The 17,162-nt window shown below is 66.0% G+C and carries 16 protein-coding genes; 13 read left to right on the top strand and 3 right to left on the bottom strand.

Annotated features, from left to right (window positions below):
- Positions 1-36: 36 nt before the first annotated feature.
- The 3 genes from XH80_RS36240 to fdhD all read right to left on the bottom strand — a co-directional run bounded on the left by XH80_RS36240 (position 37) and on the right by fdhD (position 2,304).
- Positions 37-837: a Crp/Fnr family transcriptional regulator gene (locus tag XH80_RS36240; protein WP_237873101.1), complete on the bottom strand. Its 801-nt coding sequence runs from the start codon at positions 835-837 to the stop codon at positions 37-39.
- Positions 838-970: 133 nt separating this feature from the next.
- A complete protein-coding gene (locus tag XH80_RS36235; RefSeq protein ID WP_271602739.1) occupies positions 971-1,351 on the bottom strand; it encodes a hypothetical protein in 381 nt (126 codons plus the stop codon).
- A gap of 113 nt (positions 1,352-1,464) precedes the next feature.
- Positions 1,465-2,304 (bottom strand): formate dehydrogenase accessory sulfurtransferase FdhD, encoded by an 840-nt coding sequence (gene fdhD / locus XH80_RS36230; protein ID WP_271602738.1) that lies wholly within the window; start codon positions 2,302-2,304, stop codon positions 1,465-1,467.
- Positions 2,305-2,702: 398 nt separating this feature from the next.
- On the opposite strand from fdhD, the gene XH80_RS36225 reads away from it, so the two are divergent.
- Genes XH80_RS36225 through XH80_RS36165 form a run of 13 tightly spaced genes read left to right on the top strand, consistent with a single transcriptional unit; the run spans position 2,703 to position 16,685 of the window.
- Positions 2,703-4,997 carry an FdhF/YdeP family oxidoreductase gene (locus tag XH80_RS36225; protein WP_271602737.1) on the top strand — a complete coding sequence of 765 codons (2,295 nt, stop codon included), beginning with the start codon at positions 2,703-2,705 and terminating at the stop codon, positions 4,995-4,997.
- 28 nt (positions 4,998-5,025) lie between these two features.
- Positions 5,026-5,679, top strand: a complete 654-nt coding sequence (locus tag XH80_RS36220; protein WP_271602736.1) for a cytochrome c3 family protein — start codon at positions 5,026-5,028, stop codon at positions 5,677-5,679.
- Positions 5,667-8,501 carry a 4Fe-4S dicluster domain-containing protein gene (locus tag XH80_RS36215; protein WP_271602735.1) on the top strand — a complete coding sequence of 945 codons (2,835 nt, stop codon included), beginning with the start codon at positions 5,667-5,669 and terminating at the stop codon, positions 8,499-8,501. The genes XH80_RS36220 and XH80_RS36215 overlap by 13 nt, the downstream gene beginning before the upstream one ends.
- Positions 8,502-8,503: 2 nt before the next feature.
- A complete protein-coding gene (gene nrfD, locus XH80_RS36210) occupies positions 8,504-9,871 on the top strand; it encodes an NrfD/PsrC family molybdoenzyme membrane anchor subunit (protein ID WP_271602734.1) in 1,368 nt (455 codons plus the stop codon).
- Positions 9,868-10,386 carry a DUF3341 domain-containing protein gene (locus tag XH80_RS36205; protein ID WP_271602733.1) on the top strand — a complete coding sequence of 173 codons (519 nt, stop codon included), beginning with the start codon at positions 9,868-9,870 and terminating at the stop codon, positions 10,384-10,386. Before nrfD ends, XH80_RS36205 begins: the two co-directional genes overlap by 4 nt.
- A 2-nt stretch (positions 10,387-10,388) precedes the next feature.
- A complete protein-coding gene (locus tag XH80_RS36200) occupies positions 10,389-10,913 on the top strand; it encodes a c-type cytochrome (RefSeq protein ID WP_271602797.1) in 525 nt (174 codons plus the stop codon).
- Positions 10,910-11,980 (top strand): hypothetical protein, encoded by a 1,071-nt coding sequence (locus tag XH80_RS36195; RefSeq protein WP_271602732.1) that lies wholly within the window; start codon positions 10,910-10,912, stop codon positions 11,978-11,980. Before XH80_RS36200 ends, XH80_RS36195 begins: the two co-directional genes overlap by 4 nt.
- On the top strand, positions 11,970-12,374 hold the full coding sequence (locus XH80_RS36190) for a hypothetical protein (protein ID WP_271602731.1): 405 nt from the start codon (positions 11,970-11,972) through the stop codon (positions 12,372-12,374). The genes XH80_RS36195 and XH80_RS36190 overlap by 11 nt, the downstream gene beginning before the upstream one ends.
- Before the next feature lie 56 nt (positions 12,375-12,430).
- Positions 12,431-13,144, top strand: coding sequence for an SCO family protein (locus XH80_RS36185; protein ID WP_271602730.1), 714 nt, complete (start codon positions 12,431-12,433; stop codon positions 13,142-13,144).
- Positions 13,141-14,082, top strand: coding sequence for a cytochrome c oxidase subunit II (gene coxB / locus XH80_RS36180; RefSeq protein ID WP_271602729.1), 942 nt, complete (start codon positions 13,141-13,143; stop codon positions 14,080-14,082). The genes XH80_RS36185 and coxB overlap by 4 nt, the downstream gene beginning before the upstream one ends.
- Positions 14,075-15,748, top strand: coding sequence for a cytochrome c oxidase subunit I (locus tag XH80_RS36175; protein ID WP_271602728.1), 1,674 nt, complete (start codon positions 14,075-14,077; stop codon positions 15,746-15,748). Before coxB ends, XH80_RS36175 begins: the two co-directional genes overlap by 8 nt.
- Positions 15,745-16,389, top strand: a complete 645-nt coding sequence (locus tag XH80_RS36170) for a cytochrome c oxidase subunit 3 (protein ID WP_271602727.1) — start codon at positions 15,745-15,747, stop codon at positions 16,387-16,389. The genes XH80_RS36175 and XH80_RS36170 overlap by 4 nt, the downstream gene beginning before the upstream one ends.
- Positions 16,386-16,685: a cytochrome C oxidase subunit IV family protein gene (locus XH80_RS36165; RefSeq protein WP_271602726.1), complete on the top strand. Its 300-nt coding sequence runs from the start codon at positions 16,386-16,388 to the stop codon at positions 16,683-16,685. Before XH80_RS36170 ends, XH80_RS36165 begins: the two co-directional genes overlap by 4 nt.
- Positions 16,686-17,162 lie beyond the last annotated feature (477 nt).

Raw genomic sequence — 17,162 nt, 5'->3', positions numbered from 1 at the left:
GGAGCGCTGGCCGCGGTCCTTTCAGCGTCCGCCGGTTCAGCTTCCATCCGGGTGTCGGACGCCGGAGGGTACGATCAATCGGCCGATTTGCCGGTCGTATTCGCGCTGGATCAGTCCGGAGCACGAACACGCGACATGCTGAAGGCCGCTGCGGTTGGTCAGGCGGATCGCGGCGCGGGCGTTGCGGATGATCCCGGCCTGCTCGAAGCTCTCGAGACACTCGCTGACGCTGGCCCGGCGTATCCCAAGGAGCTGCGCCAGCACCGCATGCGTGATCGGCAGATCGTCCGAGTCCATCGCCGCCGCCGCGACGAGGAGCCAGCGGCAGAGCCGCTGCTTCACCGAATGCAGCGCGTTGCAGGCGCCGATCTGCGAGGTCTGGAACAGGACGAGGTTGACGTAGCGCAGGATCACGCTGCGGAGCACGGTGAGGTCGTCGAGCGCCGCAACGAATGTCTGCGCCGGAATGCGCAGCGCCGTTCCGGCGACCTGCACGATGCGCCGGTGCGGCGGCGTCGGATCCTCCGGCGCCAAAACGCAGGGCGCGCCGATCATGCCTTCGGAGCCGACCAGCCAGGCTTCGACGAACCGATTGGCTTCGACCTTCGCGGACACGGATATCAAGCCTCGCTCCACGAAGTAGACGTGGTCCATCGGCAATCGCCAGTGATGCAGGACCTGACGCGGCTTCAGCTCAACCTCGGTCGCGATCGAACGAAGCAATGTCAATTCGCCATCCGGGATGCACCTCAGCAGCCGGTTCTGGGCGGCACGCGGCCTGACTTCCAGGGCCTCGGTCGACCCTGAAAGCAAACTTGCCGCCTGACCGTCCTGCATCGTCGCTGCTCCCCGGTCCCCGCGACGGTTCGCCACGAGGGACTAAGGAGAGTACGCAGCCACCTGGGGCGGGTTCCCTCGGGCTGCCAAGGCGGCCCTCACAACGCCGCGACATGCGCCCGGCGCGCCGGCTCTATTTCGAAGCCGTACCGCTGCTCGAGGTATTGCCGTTGTTCGAGGTGCTGGAGCCGGTCGTGCTGTGGGTATTCGCGGAGCCTGACCCCGTCGTGGTCGTGTTCATCGCTTCGAACACAGACATGCCGTGAGGGCCGATGGTCATGACCATGGGATTGCCGTCCTTGGTCTTGGCTTGCACGACAAAGGACTCGGCGACGACTTTGATGTCGGTGAAGCCGGCCTTCTTCAAGTCGTCCTGGATCTTCTCGATCGCCTGGTTCTGGTTCGAACTCGCGGTGGATTGCGAAACATTCGTCGAGTTGGTGGACGTTTGAGCAAGCACCGGGCTGGATACGGCTGCGGCGAGCAGGAAGGTCGCCAGAAGCGTCGTTTTCATCGCTGTCTCCTTGTTGTGGATGGGATGCCAGCAATAGCGCCGATGCGCCTCGGTCGTTCCCCTTGCGAGATCGGTCGAGCCGCGAAGTCGGTACGAGACCGAACGAATGGTGTTCAGCGGGCAAGCCGTTCGAGCTCGGCCTTAGGCTCCGTTGCTTCGAACTTCAAGCGGCCGGCGTGGCTGAATATCTCGTAGCCATCGTCGCGCGCGATCCCGATCAAGGTGAGGCCGGCGCGCTCGGCGGTCTCGATCGCCAGCGACGTCGGTGCCGATACCGCAACGAGAAGAGGCACACCAATGCGCGCGGCCTTCTGCACCAGTTCGACGGAGACCCGGCTGGTCATCAGGACGGCACCGCGCGAGGTCGTCAGCCCGGCTCGTGCGATCGCGCCGGCGAGCTTGTCCAGCGCGTTGTGACGCCCGACATCTTCTCTCACCATACGGATTGCGTTGCCGTCCCAAAACGCCGCGGCATGCATCGCACCCGTCGCCTGGTGATGCCGCTGCAGCGGCCGCAACGCGCCCATTGCCCTCAGAATATCACCGGGACGGAATTTGGCGGGGGCTGCAACGCGCGCCGGCGGCGGGCAGGCCTGCTCGAGACTTTCGATCCCGCACAGGCCGCAACCGACCGGCCCCGCCATCGCGCGCCGCCTTTTGGCGAGACGTTCGGCATGGGCCTCCGCGAGCCAGATCCGCACCTCGCAACCGAGCGCGAGGTCGACGGTTTCGATGCTGAGGATGTCGCGCGCCGTCTCCACCAGGCCTTCGTTCAGGCAGAAGCCGATGCCGAAATCCAGGAGATCGGCGGGCGAGGCCATCATCACCGCGTAAGTCGATCCGTTGAACGTGAGGGCGACCGGCCGCTCCTCGGCGACGCTGCGCGACGACGCCACAGGCTCGCGCCCGCGCCACACCAGCTCGGGCTTGTCGAGGCTACAGCGATCGTCCATGGCGCGCTCCAACACTGGCGTCTCGGTGCGCCGGCCCATTTCCGTGTCAGGCAAAGCTCATCTGTATCGAGCAGCCGCTCACGTCGTTTGACAGCGACGCGCTGACACGCATGAAGAACGTTGCCGCGCGGCACAGGTTCCGTGCGGTTCCCCTGCTCGCGCCATCTGAACGAATGATCGGCGCAGCCCGCCGGCTGCAGGCGCGTATCAACGTACGGCAGCGCGCAAACTTTCGTTCCGGCACGCCGACGAATTTCCCTTGATCCGAACGATCTCTATGACCGCATTGAGGATTTTGTCCTCGCGCGGCCTCGCCAGCGAAAGTTCATGCCGAGGAACCGCAGCCATCAACATACGTTGGCGAAGCGGCTGACGAGTTCCCGACGAGAAGCATGACCATGGTGCAATCCAACGAAGCTTGTAACGACGCAACGGAAACGGTCGAATATGACGGCCCGGCTGGCGGCTGGGGGTCTCTCAAGGGAATCGCGCGGATCTTCGGGAAGGAATGGGATTCGCCGACCGCGCTGGATACGCTTCGCCGGCAGAACAAGCCGAAGGGCTTCATGTGCGTGTCCTGCTCCTGGGCCAAGCCGGCGGACTATCACGCATTCGAATTCTGCGAGAATGGCGCCAAGGCGACGCTCTGGGAATTGACCTCGCGCCGCTGCACGCCGGACTTCTTTGCCGAACACACGGTGAGCGACCTGCTCGCCTGGAGCGATTACGACCTCGAGCAGCAGGGCCGGCTGACGCATCCGCTGCGCTACGACAGCGCGACCGACAAATACGTCGCCTGCTCCTGGGATGAAGCCTTTCAGGCGATCGGGACGCAATTGAAGGCGCTCGATCCCAAGTCGGTGGTGTTCTACTCGTCGGGCCGCGCCAGCCTGGAGACATCCTATCTCTACGCCCTGTTCGCGCGCGTCTACGGCAACAACAACCTGCCGGACAGTTCGAACATGTGCCACGAGACGACGTCGGTCGCGCTCAAGAAGCTGATCGGCGCCGGGGTCGGGACCGTCGTGTTCGACGACCTCAGCAATTGCGATGCGATGTTCTTCTTCGGCCAGAACACCGGATCGAACAGCCCGCGCTTCCTGCATCCGCTGCAGGACGCGGCCAAGCGCGGGGTGCAGATCATCACCTTCAATCCGGTTCGCGAGAAGGGCCTGGAGTTCTTCGTCAATCCGCAAAGCCCGACCGAAATGCTGACGGGTCACAGCACCCAGATCAGCAGCCAGTATCACCAGGTGAAAGTCGGCGGCGATATCGCGGTCATCGTCGGCATCTGCAAGCACGTCTTCGCCGCCGACGATGCGGCCAAACAACAGGGCAAACGCGTCATCGATGCGCCCTTCGTCGAACAGCACACCCAGGGCTTCGATGCGTTCGAGGCCAAGGTCCGGGCAACTCCGTGGAGCGAGATCGAAACTGCCTCCGGTCTCAGCCGGGAGGTCATCGAAGGTGCCGCCCAGGTCTATGTCGAGGCCGACCGCGTCATCGGGATCTACGGCATGGGGCTGACCCAGCACGTGCACGGCTTCCAGAACGTCGCCATGCTGGTCAACATGCTGCTGCTGAAAGGCAATATCGGCCGCGACGGCACCGGGATCTCGCCGGTGCGCGGGCATTCGAACGTGCAGGGCCAGCGCACGGTCGGCATCTCGGAAAAGCCCGAACTGGTTCCGCTCGACAAATACGCCAAGCAGTTCGGGTTCGAGCCGCCGCGCGACAAGGGCATGAACACGGTGGAGACCTGCGAGGGTGTGCTCGCCGGCAAGGTCAAGGCCTTCGTCGGATTGGGCGGCAACTTCGTGCGTGCGATTCCCGAACGCGCCAAGATGGAGCAGGCCTGGCGCGACCTCGAGCTGACGGTGCAGATCGCGACCAAGCTCAACCGCAGCCACCTGATCCATGGCAAGGCCGCCTATCTGCTGCCTTGCCTCGGCCGCACCGAGGAAGACGTCCAGGCGAGCGGGCGGCAGGCCGTCACCATGGAGGACACGTTCAGCTGCATCCAGGGCTCGATCGGGCTGCGCAAACCGGCGAGCGAGCATCTCAGATCCGAGGTCGCGATCGTGGCGGGTCTTGCCAAGGCGACGCTGCGGCCCTACCCGAAGCTGACCTGGGATGCGTGGGTCGGCAATTACGACCTGATCCGCAACGAGATCGCCGAAACCTATCCGGACGAATTCCACGATTTCAACGCGCGGATGTTCACGCCGGGCGGCTTCTACCGCGGCAACTCGGCCCGCGAACGGATCTGGAAGACCGAAAGCGGCAAGGCTGAGTTCACCGTGCCGGACACGCTGACCTCGACCGGCTTTTCCGATGCGCCCGGCCGCTACCGGCTGCTGACCATGCGCAGCAACGACCAGTTCAACACGACCATCTACGGCTACAGCGACCGCCTGCGCGGCATCGAGGGTACGCGGGACGTGCTCCTGATGAATCCGGACGAGATCGCGCGCGCCGGCCTGCAGGACGGCCAGATGGTCTCGCTGGTCAGCGACGCCGAGGACGGCGTCGCGCGCGAAGTGGGACCGCTCAAGGTGACCCCGTTCAAGCTGCCGGACGGCTGCGTCGGCGCCTACTACCCGGAAATGAATCCGCTGATCCCGCTGTCGCACCACGACAAGCACTCCAAGACGCCGGCGGCAAAATCGGTCCCGGTTCGCATTCGCGCGTGACGGCACAGCTACGGCAGGGGGCCGACGGATGCAGCTTTTTCGTCCCGGCGCGAACACGATCGCCATGCTGGTGATCGCGGCGATTGGAGCAACTCCGGTGCTGGCCGTCGGCCTGTCCTATCAATTGATGCGCTCGCCCTATGCGACCGACCAGAACGTCACGCGGAACCAGCCCGTGCCGTTCAGCCACGAGCATCATGTCTCAGGGCTCGGGCTCGACTGCCGCTATTGTCACACCTCGGTCGAGAAGGCGCGCTTTGCCGGCATGCCGCCGACCGAGACCTGCATGACCTGCCATTCGCAGATCTGGACCAACGCGCGGATGCTGGCGCCGGTGCGCGAGAGCCTCGCCAAAGGCCAGCCGATCGCATGGACGCGCGTCCACCGGCTGCCGGACTACGTCTATTTCGATCATTCGGTTCACGTCGCCAAGGGCGTCGGCTGCACGACCTGCCATGGCGAGGTCGGACAGATGCGGCTGATGCGGCAAGCGGCGCCGCTGACGATGCAATGGTGCCTCGACTGCCATCGCAACCCCGCGCCGCATTTGCGTCCCGCCGAGGCGGTGTTCGACCCCAACTGGCACGCCCCGAAGGACCAGGCCGAGGCCGGCGCGAGGCTCGCCGCCACCTATCACATCCACACAGACCATCTGAAGGACTGCACGATATGCCACCGCTGACCGAACTGCCGACGCGGCCCGAACCGGCGCGGCGCAGCAAGCTCAACCGGCGCCAGGCCCTCAGCCTGCTCGCGACCGGCATGGCCAGCAGCCTCGCGGCCTGCAGCAAGCCGGACCAGCAGATCCTCCCCTATGTCCGGATGCCGGAACGGATCGTTCCCGGCGAGCCGCTGAAATTCGCGACGACGCTCGGACTTGCCGGACTAGGGCGCGGCGTCATCGTCACCGCGATCGACGGACGGCCGATCAAGGTGGAAGGCAATCCGCGCCATCCCGGCAGTCTCGGCGCCACCGACGTGTTCGCCGAGGCCGCGGTGCTGTCGCTCTACGATCCGGACCGCTCGCGCACCATCCTTCATGACGGCGCCATTGCGTCGCGCGAAGCGCTGCAAGGTGCGCTGGCAAGCCAGCTCGCCGACGCCCGCAATCGTCAGGGCGACGGCCTGCGGCTATTGACCGGCCGCACCACATCGCCGACCGCGCTCCGCCAGATCGATGCCCTGCTCCAGGCGTTCCCCGCCGCGGCGTGGCACGCCTACGACCCGACCGACGACGACAACGCGCGCCAGGGCAGCCAGCTCGCGCATGGCCGGCCGCTTCGCGGCGTCGCCGACCTCGCCAAGGCGCGCGTGATCGCTGCGCTGGATGCCGATCCGATCGGGCACGGGCCCGACCAGATCCGGCACGGCCGCGGCTTCGCCGAAGGCCGAAGCGATGCCAACAGCTTCTCGCGTCTCTATTGCCTCGAAAGCGGCTTCACGCTGACAGGCGCCAAGGCCGACCAGCGGCTGGCACTGCGACCCGAGGCCATCGAACGCTTCGCGATGAGTCTGGCGGGGGAGCTCGGTGAAGCTCGAGGGGCAACGGAGCTCCCCGAGCGCGAGCGCGCGCTGCTGCGCAAGATGTCGACGGACCTCAGCGCCCACAAGGGCGCAGCGCTCGTCATGGCGGGACCGACGCTGTCGAAGGAGATCCATGCGCTGGTTCACTGGATCAACGCGCAGATCGATGCACCAGTCCGTCTCATCGAGCCGATCGATCGCACGCCGTCGGGCCAGCAGGCCGCCACCCTCGAACAGCTCGCGGGCGATCTCGCGGCGGGGCGCGTGCGCCAGCTTGTCATCGTCGGCGCGAACCCTGTTTATGACGCGCCGGCCGATCTGCAATTCGGGGCGCGGCTGCAGCAGGCGCCGTTCCGTTTGCATATGGGCGACTATGTCGACGAGACGGCGGCACTCGCAACCTGGCATGTTCCGCAGCATCATGCGCTCGAAGCCTGGTCGGATCTGCGCGCCAGCGACGGCACCGCGAGCATCGTCCAGCCGCTGATCCGGCCGCTCTACGGCAGCCACGGCGTTCACGAGCTGCTGGCCTGGCTCGCCGGGGAGCAGGATGCGAGCGCCTACGACCTGGTGCGGCAGACCTGGCAAAGCGCGGCCACCGGCGATTTCGAGGCGTGGTGGAAGCAGGCGCTGCACGACGGCGTCATCGCCGGGCCCGGCGCCGCCGCCGTCAGCGCGGCCCCGCAACTACTGCCGATGCCGGGCGGCGACGCGCAGGACACGCACGCCGGCGGCATGACCCTGGTCCTGCGTTCCGATCCCTGCCTGTGGGACGGCTCCTTCGCCAACAACGCCTGGCTGCAGGAGTGCCCCAAGCCGCTGACCAAGCAGGTCTGGGGCAATGCGCTCGCGCTGCATCCCGACGACGCGGCAAGGCTCGGCATCGCCTCCGGCGATATCGTCACGATCGGCGCCGGCGACCGAACGCTCGACGTGCCGGTTCTGACCGAACCGGGGGCCGCCGCCGGCGTCGGCACGCTCACGCTCGGCGGAGGCCGGCACAGCGCGGGCGCGATCGGCAATGGCGTCGGCGCCAATGCCTATGCGCTGCGAAGCGCCGACAATCGCTGGCGCATTGCGGGCGTCTCGGTCACGCGAACCGGCCGCCGGGAGCCGATCCTCACGACGCAGAACGTGGTGCGGACGCCGGACGACGTTCGCGAACTCTATCCGCTGTACGAGCTCGGCCATACGCCGGCCGCGGCAGCCTCGGACGACCCGCCGAGCCTGATGCCGCGAACCATCCAGTCGAGCGACGGCCATGCCTGGGCGATGGTGATCGATACGTCGGTCTGCATCGGCTGCAATGCCTGCGTGGTGTCGTGCCAGGCCGAGAATAACGTTCCGGTCGTGGGACCGGAGCAGATCGCGATGGGACGCGACATGCACTGGATGCGCGTCGATGTCTACGATCACGGGGCCGCGAACGGGAGGCCACTCGGCTTCCAGCCGGTCCCCTGCATGCACTGCGAGCATGCGCCGTGCGAGCCGGTCTGCCCGGTCGCGGCCTCCGTGCACGATCACGAGGGCCTCAACGGGCAGGTCTACAATCGCTGCATCGGGACCCGCTTCTGCGAGGCGAATTGCCCGTACAAGGTCCGGCGCTTCAATTTCTTCGGCTACGCCGACGGCGAGGAGTACGCCAATCTCGGCGCGGACTCCTATCGCGGGCAGAAGAATCCGGAAGTGACCGTTCGCGCCCGCGGCGTGATGGAAAAGTGCACGTATTGCGTCCAGCGGATCAGCGGCGCGCGGCGCAGCGCGGAGCGCGACAATCGTACGCTCGGTCCCGACGAGGTGCGTACCGCCTGCCAGAACGCCTGCCCGACGCGCGCCATCAGCTTTGGCGACCTCAACCACACCGATGCCGAGATCAATCGCGATAAGGCCGATCCGCGCCACTATGCCCTGCTCGGGCATCTCGGCACGCGGCCGCGGACCACTTATCTGGCCGACCTGCGCAATCCCGCGGAGGAGTAGACATGAGCCAAGTCCTCGTGCCGCAGCAGCCGCCCGCGCATCGCTGGATTTCGGCGGAGCGCGCCGACGACGTCGCGATCACCCAGGCCATCGCTGACCCCCTGTTCACCGGATTCGGCAAACGGTGGTGGCTCGCGCTGCTCGCCACCGCGCCGTTCGTGCTCTGGCTGCTGGTCGCGATCGTCTGGCTGTTCTACCGCGGCATCGGCATCTGGGGCGTCAACTCCACCATCGTGTGGGGCGTGGCCATCGCCAATTACGTCTGGTGGATCGGCATCGGCAACGCCGGCACGCTGATTTCGGCGATGCTGCTGCTGACCAGGCAGCGATGGCGAGCCTCGATCAACCGCTTTGCGGAAGCCATGACGCTGTTCGCGGTCGCGATCGCCGGGCTGATGCCGATCATTCATCTCGGCCGGCCGATCTATGCCTACTGGCTTGCGCCCTATCCGAACACGATGGCGCTGTGGCCGCAATGGCGCAGCGCGCTGGTCTGGGACTTCTGGGCCATCGTCAGCTATCTGCTGTTCTCGATCCTGTTCTGGTACGTCAGCCTGATCCCCGACCTCGCCACCCTGCGCGACCGCGCGCCGCGGCGAGGGGCCCAGCTCGTCTACGGCGCATTCGCGCTGGGCTGGCGCGGCTCGGCGCGGGAATGGTCGCGGCTCCAGACGCTGCACAGCACGATGGCGGCGCTCGGCGTGCCGCTGGTCTGTTCGGTCCATTCGATCGTCGGCCTCGATTTCGCCGCGAGCCTCATGCCCGGCTGGCAGGAGAGCATCTTCCCGCCCTATTTCGTGGTCGGCGCGATGTATTCGGGCTTCGCGATGGTCGTCGTGCTCGCCGCCGCGATCCGCTGGGGGCTCGGTCTTGAGGCGATCATCACGCCCCGGCATTTCGACGCAATGGCCCGCATCCTGCTGATGGCCTCCATCGTGATGTTTTATTCCTACGCGACCGAATGGTTCATGGGCTGGTATGGCGGCGAGCATGCCGACCGCGCTGTGGTCCACTTCGAATTCACCGGCACCTATGCGCCGCTGTACTGGGCGCTCCTGACCTGCAACTGCCTCGTGCCGCAGCTGCTGTGGTGGCCGTTCGCGAGACGGTCGCTGCCGGTGCTCATCCTTGTCGCCATCGCGATCAACATCGGAATGTGGCTCGAGCGCATCCTGATCGTCTGGAACACGCTGTCACACGGCTACATGCCCGCGCTGTGGCGCAGCTTCCATTTCACGTTCTGGGACTGGAGCTTTCTGATCGCGCCGCTCGGCTTCTTCGCCTTCCTGTTCCTGCTCTTCATGCGGCTGATCCCGAGCGTGTCGATGTTCGACATGCGCGAACTGGCCCACGAGGAGGCCGCCGCATGACCGCGACCCTGGTGGCGCAGTTCCTCGACGCCGAAACACTGCAAGCGGCCTTGCGGCGCGTGAAGAGCACGGGCCATGCCGCACTGGACGCCTTCACGCCCTACCCGATCGAAGGGCTGGCGGAACAGCTCGGCCTCGATCGCTCGCGGATAAGGGTGGCGATGCTGATCGGCGGGCTTGCGACCGCCGCTTTCGCGTTCGGCCTGCAATGGTACAGCGCCGTGATCGACTATCCGATCGACAGCGGGGGCCGGCCGCTCAATTCCTGGCAGGTGTTCCTGCTGGTCCCCTTCGAGGTTGGCGTGTTTGCCGCCGCCCTCACCGGCGTGATCGCCTTTCTGCGGTCGTGCCGCCTGCCGCGGCTGCACGATGCCCTGTTCGAAATCCCGGGCTTCGAGCGCGCGACCCAGGATCGCTACATCCTGGTCGCCGCCTCCGAAGCCGATCCCAGCGATTTGCGGACGGTACTCACCGAGGCCGGCGCGGTCGTGGTGACGGAGCTGCGCGCGCCATGACGATCCGCCGGCTGCTCTGCTTGATGATGCTGCCCGCCGCGCTCGGTGGCTGCGGCGACCACTCGATGACGCAGCAGAACCGCTACGGCACGTTTACGAAGGCGGCGCTGTTCAGGGACGGCACCGAGGCCCAGGTCCCGCCACAGGGCGCGGTCGCGCAGGGCGAGCTCGATCGCGCGCGGCAGGTCGCGACGCCGCCGCCCGTCGACATGGCGCTGCTGGCGCGCGGCCGCGAGCGTTTCGGCATCTACTGTTCGCCCTGCCACGGACTCTCCGGCCATGGTGACGGCATGATCGTGCAGCGCGGCTTTCCCGCCCCGCCGTCGTTTCATTCGACCCGGCTGCGCGCCGCCGACGCCCGGCACTTCCTCGACGTGATCACCAACGGTTACGGCGCGATGTATTCCTATGCCGCGCGCGTCGAGCCGCGCGACCGCTGGGCCATCATCGCCTATATCCGCGCGCTTCAGCAGTCGCAGCGGACCGATATGACCGAGGTCCCGCAGCTGAGGAGCAAGCTGCCATGATCGCGGCATCGCATAGGCAGACTCTGTCGGCATTCGGCAACCGGCATGCGGCGGCCGGGCTTGCGCTGCTGACGCTCACGGCCGCGCTGGTGCTCGTTCTCGGGCGCCTGGCTATTTATCCACCCCTGCTGCAGGGCTGGCTGCTGGCGTTCGCCATCTGGAGCTGCGCCCCGGTCGGCAGCATGAATTTGCTGCTGATCCACCGCCTGACCGGCGGGGTCTGGGGCATTGCCGCTGCACCGGTCCTGCGTCCGCTCGCCGCCATGATGCCGCTCGTTGCCATCGCCTTCGTTCCGGTGCTCGCCACACTGCCGGCAGTCTATCCTTGGGCTGCGGATCCCGGCGAGATCAAGCCGGATGTCGCGGCCTGGTATCTGAGTCAGGCATCCTTCATCCTGCGCGCGGTGGTCACGCTGGCGGGATGGTCGGTTCTTGCGCTGATCTTTGCGTCCGGCTTCGGCGGGAGGCTATTGGCCGGGCTCGGCCTCGCCTTCTTCGGGCTCACCATCAGCATGGTCGCGATCGACTGGTTCCTGTCGGTCGAGCCGCATTACGTGTCCACCGCCTTCGCATCGATGATCGCGATCCAGCAGTTGCTGGCGGCGCTCGCCGTGCTGGGCGTCGTCGGGATCGCCAATGTCGCAGGCCGGGCGAGGAGCGATATCGGCAAGCTGCTGATGGCCACGCTGCTGGGCGTCGTCTATATCAACTACATGACTTTCGTGGTCGCCTGGTATGGCGATCTGCCGCACAAGGCGGCGTGGTTCCTCAAGCGCGGCAGCGACACATGGGCTGCGGTGCTGATCGCAACCTTCGTTATTGGCGCGGTTCTGCCGTTCACGATGCTTCTGCTCGCGGGCGTACGCGCCAGCCGTGCCGGCCTGCGTGCCGTCAGTGTTCTCCTGCTGCTCGGGACCGGCCTGCACTTCGCCTGGCTGATCCTGCCCGCGTTTGCCCGGCAACCCGCCGTCGCCCTGGCCGGCCTTGGTTCGCTCGTCATCCTGACCGCGTCTTCCATGCTGTTCGGTCGAGGCCTCGCATTCGGAGGCGGGCGCCATGCCGGTTGAGGAGATGGGACATCGCGCGCTGCCGCAGCCGCCCGACGTCGACAACCGCGTTGTGCTGGCGGTCGTCGGCGGCTTCCTGCTGTTCGTGACGGCCGCGATTGCGGGCGTCCTGCTGTTTCTGAACGCGCAGGTGCCGAGCGCCTTCTTCCCGCGCGTGGAGCGGCGGTTTCCGGCGCCGGCGTTGCAGACATCCCCGCAGGTCGACCTCGCGCGCTTCGAGGCCGAGCAGCAGGCCCGGCTCTCCGGCTATGCCTGGGTCGATCGCGATCACAAACAGGCGCGCATCCCGATCGATCAGGCGATGGAGCTCGTCGCCGGCCGTGGCCCGCATGCCTATGATGCGATCGGGGATCGCGACGCTCAACCGCCCCCTGCCAACGGAGGCAAGCCATGAGGCGGGCTCTCCTCGTTCTGTCGCTGGTGCTGTGGCCAGCGCTCGCGCGGGCCGGATTGACCGAGCAGGAGATCGGGCGCGTCGCCTTCGATCCGCGAGCCGATGCGCATGTCCCGCTCGCCTTGCAATTCACCGGTCTCGACGGTCGTCCCGTGTCGATCGTCGATGCGATCGCCGGGCGTCCGACGCTGCTGATCCCGGCCGACTTCACCTGCCGGCAGATATGCGGGCCGGCGCTGACGATCGCCAGCTCTGCGTTGCAGCAGAGCGGGCTCGCCGCGGGTCGCGACTACAGCCTCGTCATCGTCGGGATCGATCCGCGCGACAGCCGCGATGACGCGCGGCGCTTCACCGAGGGGCAGATCGGACAGGCCGGGACCTCCGTCCTGACCGGATCACACGAGGCTGTTCGCACGCTGCTCGACAGCATCGGTTATCATATCGCGTTCGACCGCAGCCGCGACGCCATTTCTCATCCAGCCGCGTTCGTCACGCTCGCACCGGACGGCCACGTCGTCCGCTCGCTCTCCAGCCTCGCGCTGCAGCCCGCCGATCTGCGCCTCGCGCTGCTCGAGGCCGGCGACGGACGCATCGGCGGACTCCCCGGCCGGATCGCGCTGCTGTGCTATGGCTTCGATGCGGTGCACGGCATCTATACCAGTAGGATCGCCACGATCCTGCAGCTGATGGGGGCCGCGACGGTCGCCGCGATGGCGGGGCTGATCGGGCTGCTGCTGGTGCGCGGCAAACGCCGCGGAGCTTCGGCATGAACTCGTTGTTCAGCCTGCCCGAGGCCAGCACGCACGCCGTCGCGGTGGATCACATCTTCTACCTCTTGCTGGTGCTGTCCGGAGCGACTGTGGCGCTGGTGTTCGGGCTGATCCTGCTGTTCGCCGTGCGCTACCGGCGCGGATCGAAGGCGAAGCGCGGCCCGATGCCGGAGATTCTCGGCCGCGAGCTCGAGATCGGCTGGACGCTCGCGACGCTCCTCACCTTCGCCTTCCTGTTCTGGTGGGCCTCCTCCGCCGACCTCAGCAGCCTCGCGGCACCGCCGCATGCGCTGGAGATCCACGTGGTCGCCAAGCAGTGGATGTGGAAGACGCAGCACGCGAACGGGGCCCGCGAGATCAACGCGCTGCACGTGCCGCTGCACCAGCCGGTGCATCTGCTGATGAGTTCGCAGGACGTGATCCACTCCTTCTTCGTGCCCGCGTTCCGCGTCAAGCAGGACGTGGTGCCCGGCCGGGACACCGACATCTGGTTCGAGGCGAGCAAGACCGGCACCTTCCCGCTGCTCTGCGCCGAATATTGCGGCACCAACCATTCGGCGATGCGCGGCGAGATCGTCGTCATGCGGCCGGAGGATTATGCCAAATGGCTGACCCACCAGCCGGAAGGCGACGACCTCGCCCATGAAGGCGCCAAACTGTTCGTCTCGCAGGGCTGCTCGGGCTGCCATGCCGCCTCCTCCAACGTTCACGCACCGCGCCTTGCCGGCCTCTATGGTCGCGCGGTCCAGCTCGCCGACGGGCGCACCGTCACCGCCGACGATGCCTATCTCCGCGACTCCATCCTGCAGCCGAAGCGCGACGTCGTCGCCGGCTTCGAGCCGATCATGCCGAGCTTCAAGGGGCTGCTCGACGACGGCGAGATACAGAGTCTGACCGCCTTTATCCGCTCACTCGGGGAGGAGCCGCCCAATGACTGATGCCCTGCTCGCCGGAGAGCTGCCGCTGCCGCCGCGCCCGGATTATCTGCGCCACGGCTCGACCGTCTGGTCCTGGCTTTCGACCACCGACCACAAGCGCATCGCGATCCTCTATGCGGTGACCATCACCATCTTCTTCTTCCTCGGCGGCGCCGCGATAACCGCCGTGCGGCTCGAACTGTTCCAGCCCAATGGCTGGCTGATGACCTCGGACAGCTACAACAAGCTGTTCTCGTTCCACGGCATCATCATGGTCTGGTTCTTCCTGGTGCCGTCGATCCCCAACACTTTCGGCAACTTCCTGCTGCCGCTGATGATCGGGGCGCCGGACGTCGCCTTCCCGCGCCTCAATCTGTTCAGCTGGTACCTCACCATCGCGGCCGGCGCGTTCACCGTCTACGCCCTCGTCGCCGGCGGCGTCGACACCGGCTGGACGTTCTACGCGCCCTATTCCTCGATATTCTCCAACACCCACGTGTTCGCGGCGGCCGCCGGCGTGTTCGTGGTCGGCTTCGCCAGCATTGCCACCGGCGTCAACTTCATCGCCACCACCCACATGCTGCGCGCGCCGGGCATGACCTGGTTCCGGCTGCCGCTGTTCGTGTGGGCGATCTACGCGACGTCGCTGATCATGGTGCTCGCAACGCCCGTGCTCGCGATCTCGCTGCTGCTGGTGATCGCCGAGCGGGTCTTCGGCTTGCCGATCTTCGATCCCACGCGCGGCGGTGATCCGATCCTGTTCCAGCACCTGTTCTGGTTCTACTCGCATCCGGCGGTCTACATCATGGTGCTGCCGGCCATGGGCGTGGTGTCCGAGATCATCCCCTGCTTCGCGCGGCGGCGGATCTTCGGCTACGACTTCATGGTCTATGCCATGCTCGCGATCGCCGGCATCGGCTTCTTCGTCTGGGGACACCACATGTTCGTCTCCGGCCAGTCGCCGCTGGCGAGCCTGGTGTTCTCATTCCTCTCCTTCATCATCGCCGTGCCGTCGGCCATCAAGGTGTTCAACTGGACGGCCTCGCTCTATCGCGGGCAGATCAGCTTCGAATCCCCGATGCTGTATGCGCTCGGCTTCGTCGGACTGTTCACCACCGGCGGCCTCTCCGGGCTGTTCCTCGCCTCGATCCCGGTCGACGTCCACGTCACCGACACCTATTTCGTGGTCGCCCATTTCCACTACATCATGGTCGGCGGCTCGGTTTCGGCGTTCTTCGCCGGCCTGCATTTCTGGTGGCCGAAGGTGACGGGCCGGCTCTATCCCGAGAGCTGGGCGAAATTCGCCGCGATCCTGATGTATGCCGGCTTCAACATGACGTTCCTGCCGCAATTCTTCGTGGGCTATCTCGGCATGCCCCGGCGCTATCACACCTATCCGGCGGAATTCCAGATCTACAACGTGATGTCGTCCGCCGGCGCCGCAGTGCTCGCTGTCGCCTATCTGCTGCCGCTCGGCTATCTGACCTGGTCGCTGTTCTACGGCGGCAAGGCCGCCAGGAATCCGTGGGGCGCGACGGGCCTTGAGTGGACCACGAGCTCGCCGCCGCCGCCGAAGAATTTCGACTGGCAGCCACGGGTCGACCGGGCGCCCTACGACTATCACACCGAGGGCATGTCGGCGGGGACCGATCCGCCGGAAATGCAGAACGCGAGAGAGACGCAATGAGTGACGAAACCGCATCGCTGCGCGAGCCCTGGCTCGATTTCGCCCGCCAGCGCGAGGCCGGCAAGTTCGGCATCTGGGTGTTCCTCGCCAGCGAGACGCTGTTCTTCGGCGCCCTGATGCTGACCTACATGGTCTGCCGGATCGAGCATCCGGAGGCGTTTGTCGCGGCCGGCCGCGAGACGAACATCTGGTACGGCACGATCAACACCGCGGTGCTGCTGACCAGCAGCCTGACCATGGCGGTCGCCGCGCAAGGCGCGGAGAGCTACGCGCGGCTGCGGCGGCTGGTGATCGCGTGCCTGATGCTGACTGCGCTGCTCGGCCTCGCCTTCATCGTCATCAAGGGCTTCGAATATAAGGAAGACATGGACAAGCATCTGGTCCCGGGGGCGGGATTTGCGCTACCGGAGCGAGCAGCGCAGCTGTTCTATGGATTTTATTGGCTGGTCACGTCGGTCCACGCCATCCACCTGTCGATCGGCATTGCGCTGGTCGGCCGCCTGGTCTGGGTGTTGCTCCGCCGCGAGCTTCCGGTGACGGAGAATCCTGAGATCGAGGTCACCGCGCTGTATTGGCATCTGGTCGACATCGTCTGGATCTTCCTCTATCCGCTGATCTATCTGCCGGGACGTTCGTCATGAGCGAGCCAGCCAATTCGGGTCCTACTGTCCGCCGCCTGTGGACGCGCAATCTGGTGATCTGGGCCGCCCTGATGGCGCTGCTGCTGCTCAGCCTCGTCGGCGCCTACATTCCCATGGGGCGGATCACGACCGCGAGCGGCATCGTCATCGCGATCGCCAAATCGATGCTCGTGGTCCTGCTGTTCATGGAGCTGGCCTCTGCCAAGCCGCTGATCCGGCTCGCCGCGATCGCCGGACTGGTGTTCCTGACCGCGATGTTCGCATTGACCTTGTCCGACATCCTCGCTCGTCCCTGAACTTTGGCAGCGAGCTGCGCGCGCGATCTCGTTCTCGCGGCGCGATTCGCCGGAGTTTTGCCAGATCGCTCCACCCGCTTGCCCGAGAGGGCGCAGGGAAGGCCGCGATCAAGACGACCTCGAGATTGCCCCTCAGGAATAAGCCGGGATGAGCGACGGAATATTCCTCTCATGTAATGAGAGCGCACTCGCCCAAATCATGTTTGAGCCTTAGCACCCGCGTCCGGCGCGTGCTTCGGTGCTATCCCGAGATGCAATTTTGTTTACAAGAAAGAGCCGCCATGAGCGTTAGTGTGCAACTTCACTATCTGCCCCTCTTCTGAACAGCAGTCTAAGGCATCCTTGACTCGACCTGTTTCAAAAGATCAAGCTGATCGACAGTTCCGCTATGGGTCTTGGGTGCGTGCAAACGGTTAGGTCGGCACGCGGCCACACAGCCAGGGTCACTAGCGGCGTTCGACCGTAATCCGTGCTATG

This window comes from Bradyrhizobium sp. CCBAU 45384, assembly GCF_028128665.1.
In the GTDB taxonomy this organism is placed as follows: Bacteria; Pseudomonadota; Alphaproteobacteria; order Rhizobiales; family Xanthobacteraceae; genus Bradyrhizobium; species Bradyrhizobium manausense.
The sequence above is the reverse complement of the archived record's forward strand: the minus strand, read 5'-3'. Positions and strand labels throughout refer to the sequence as shown.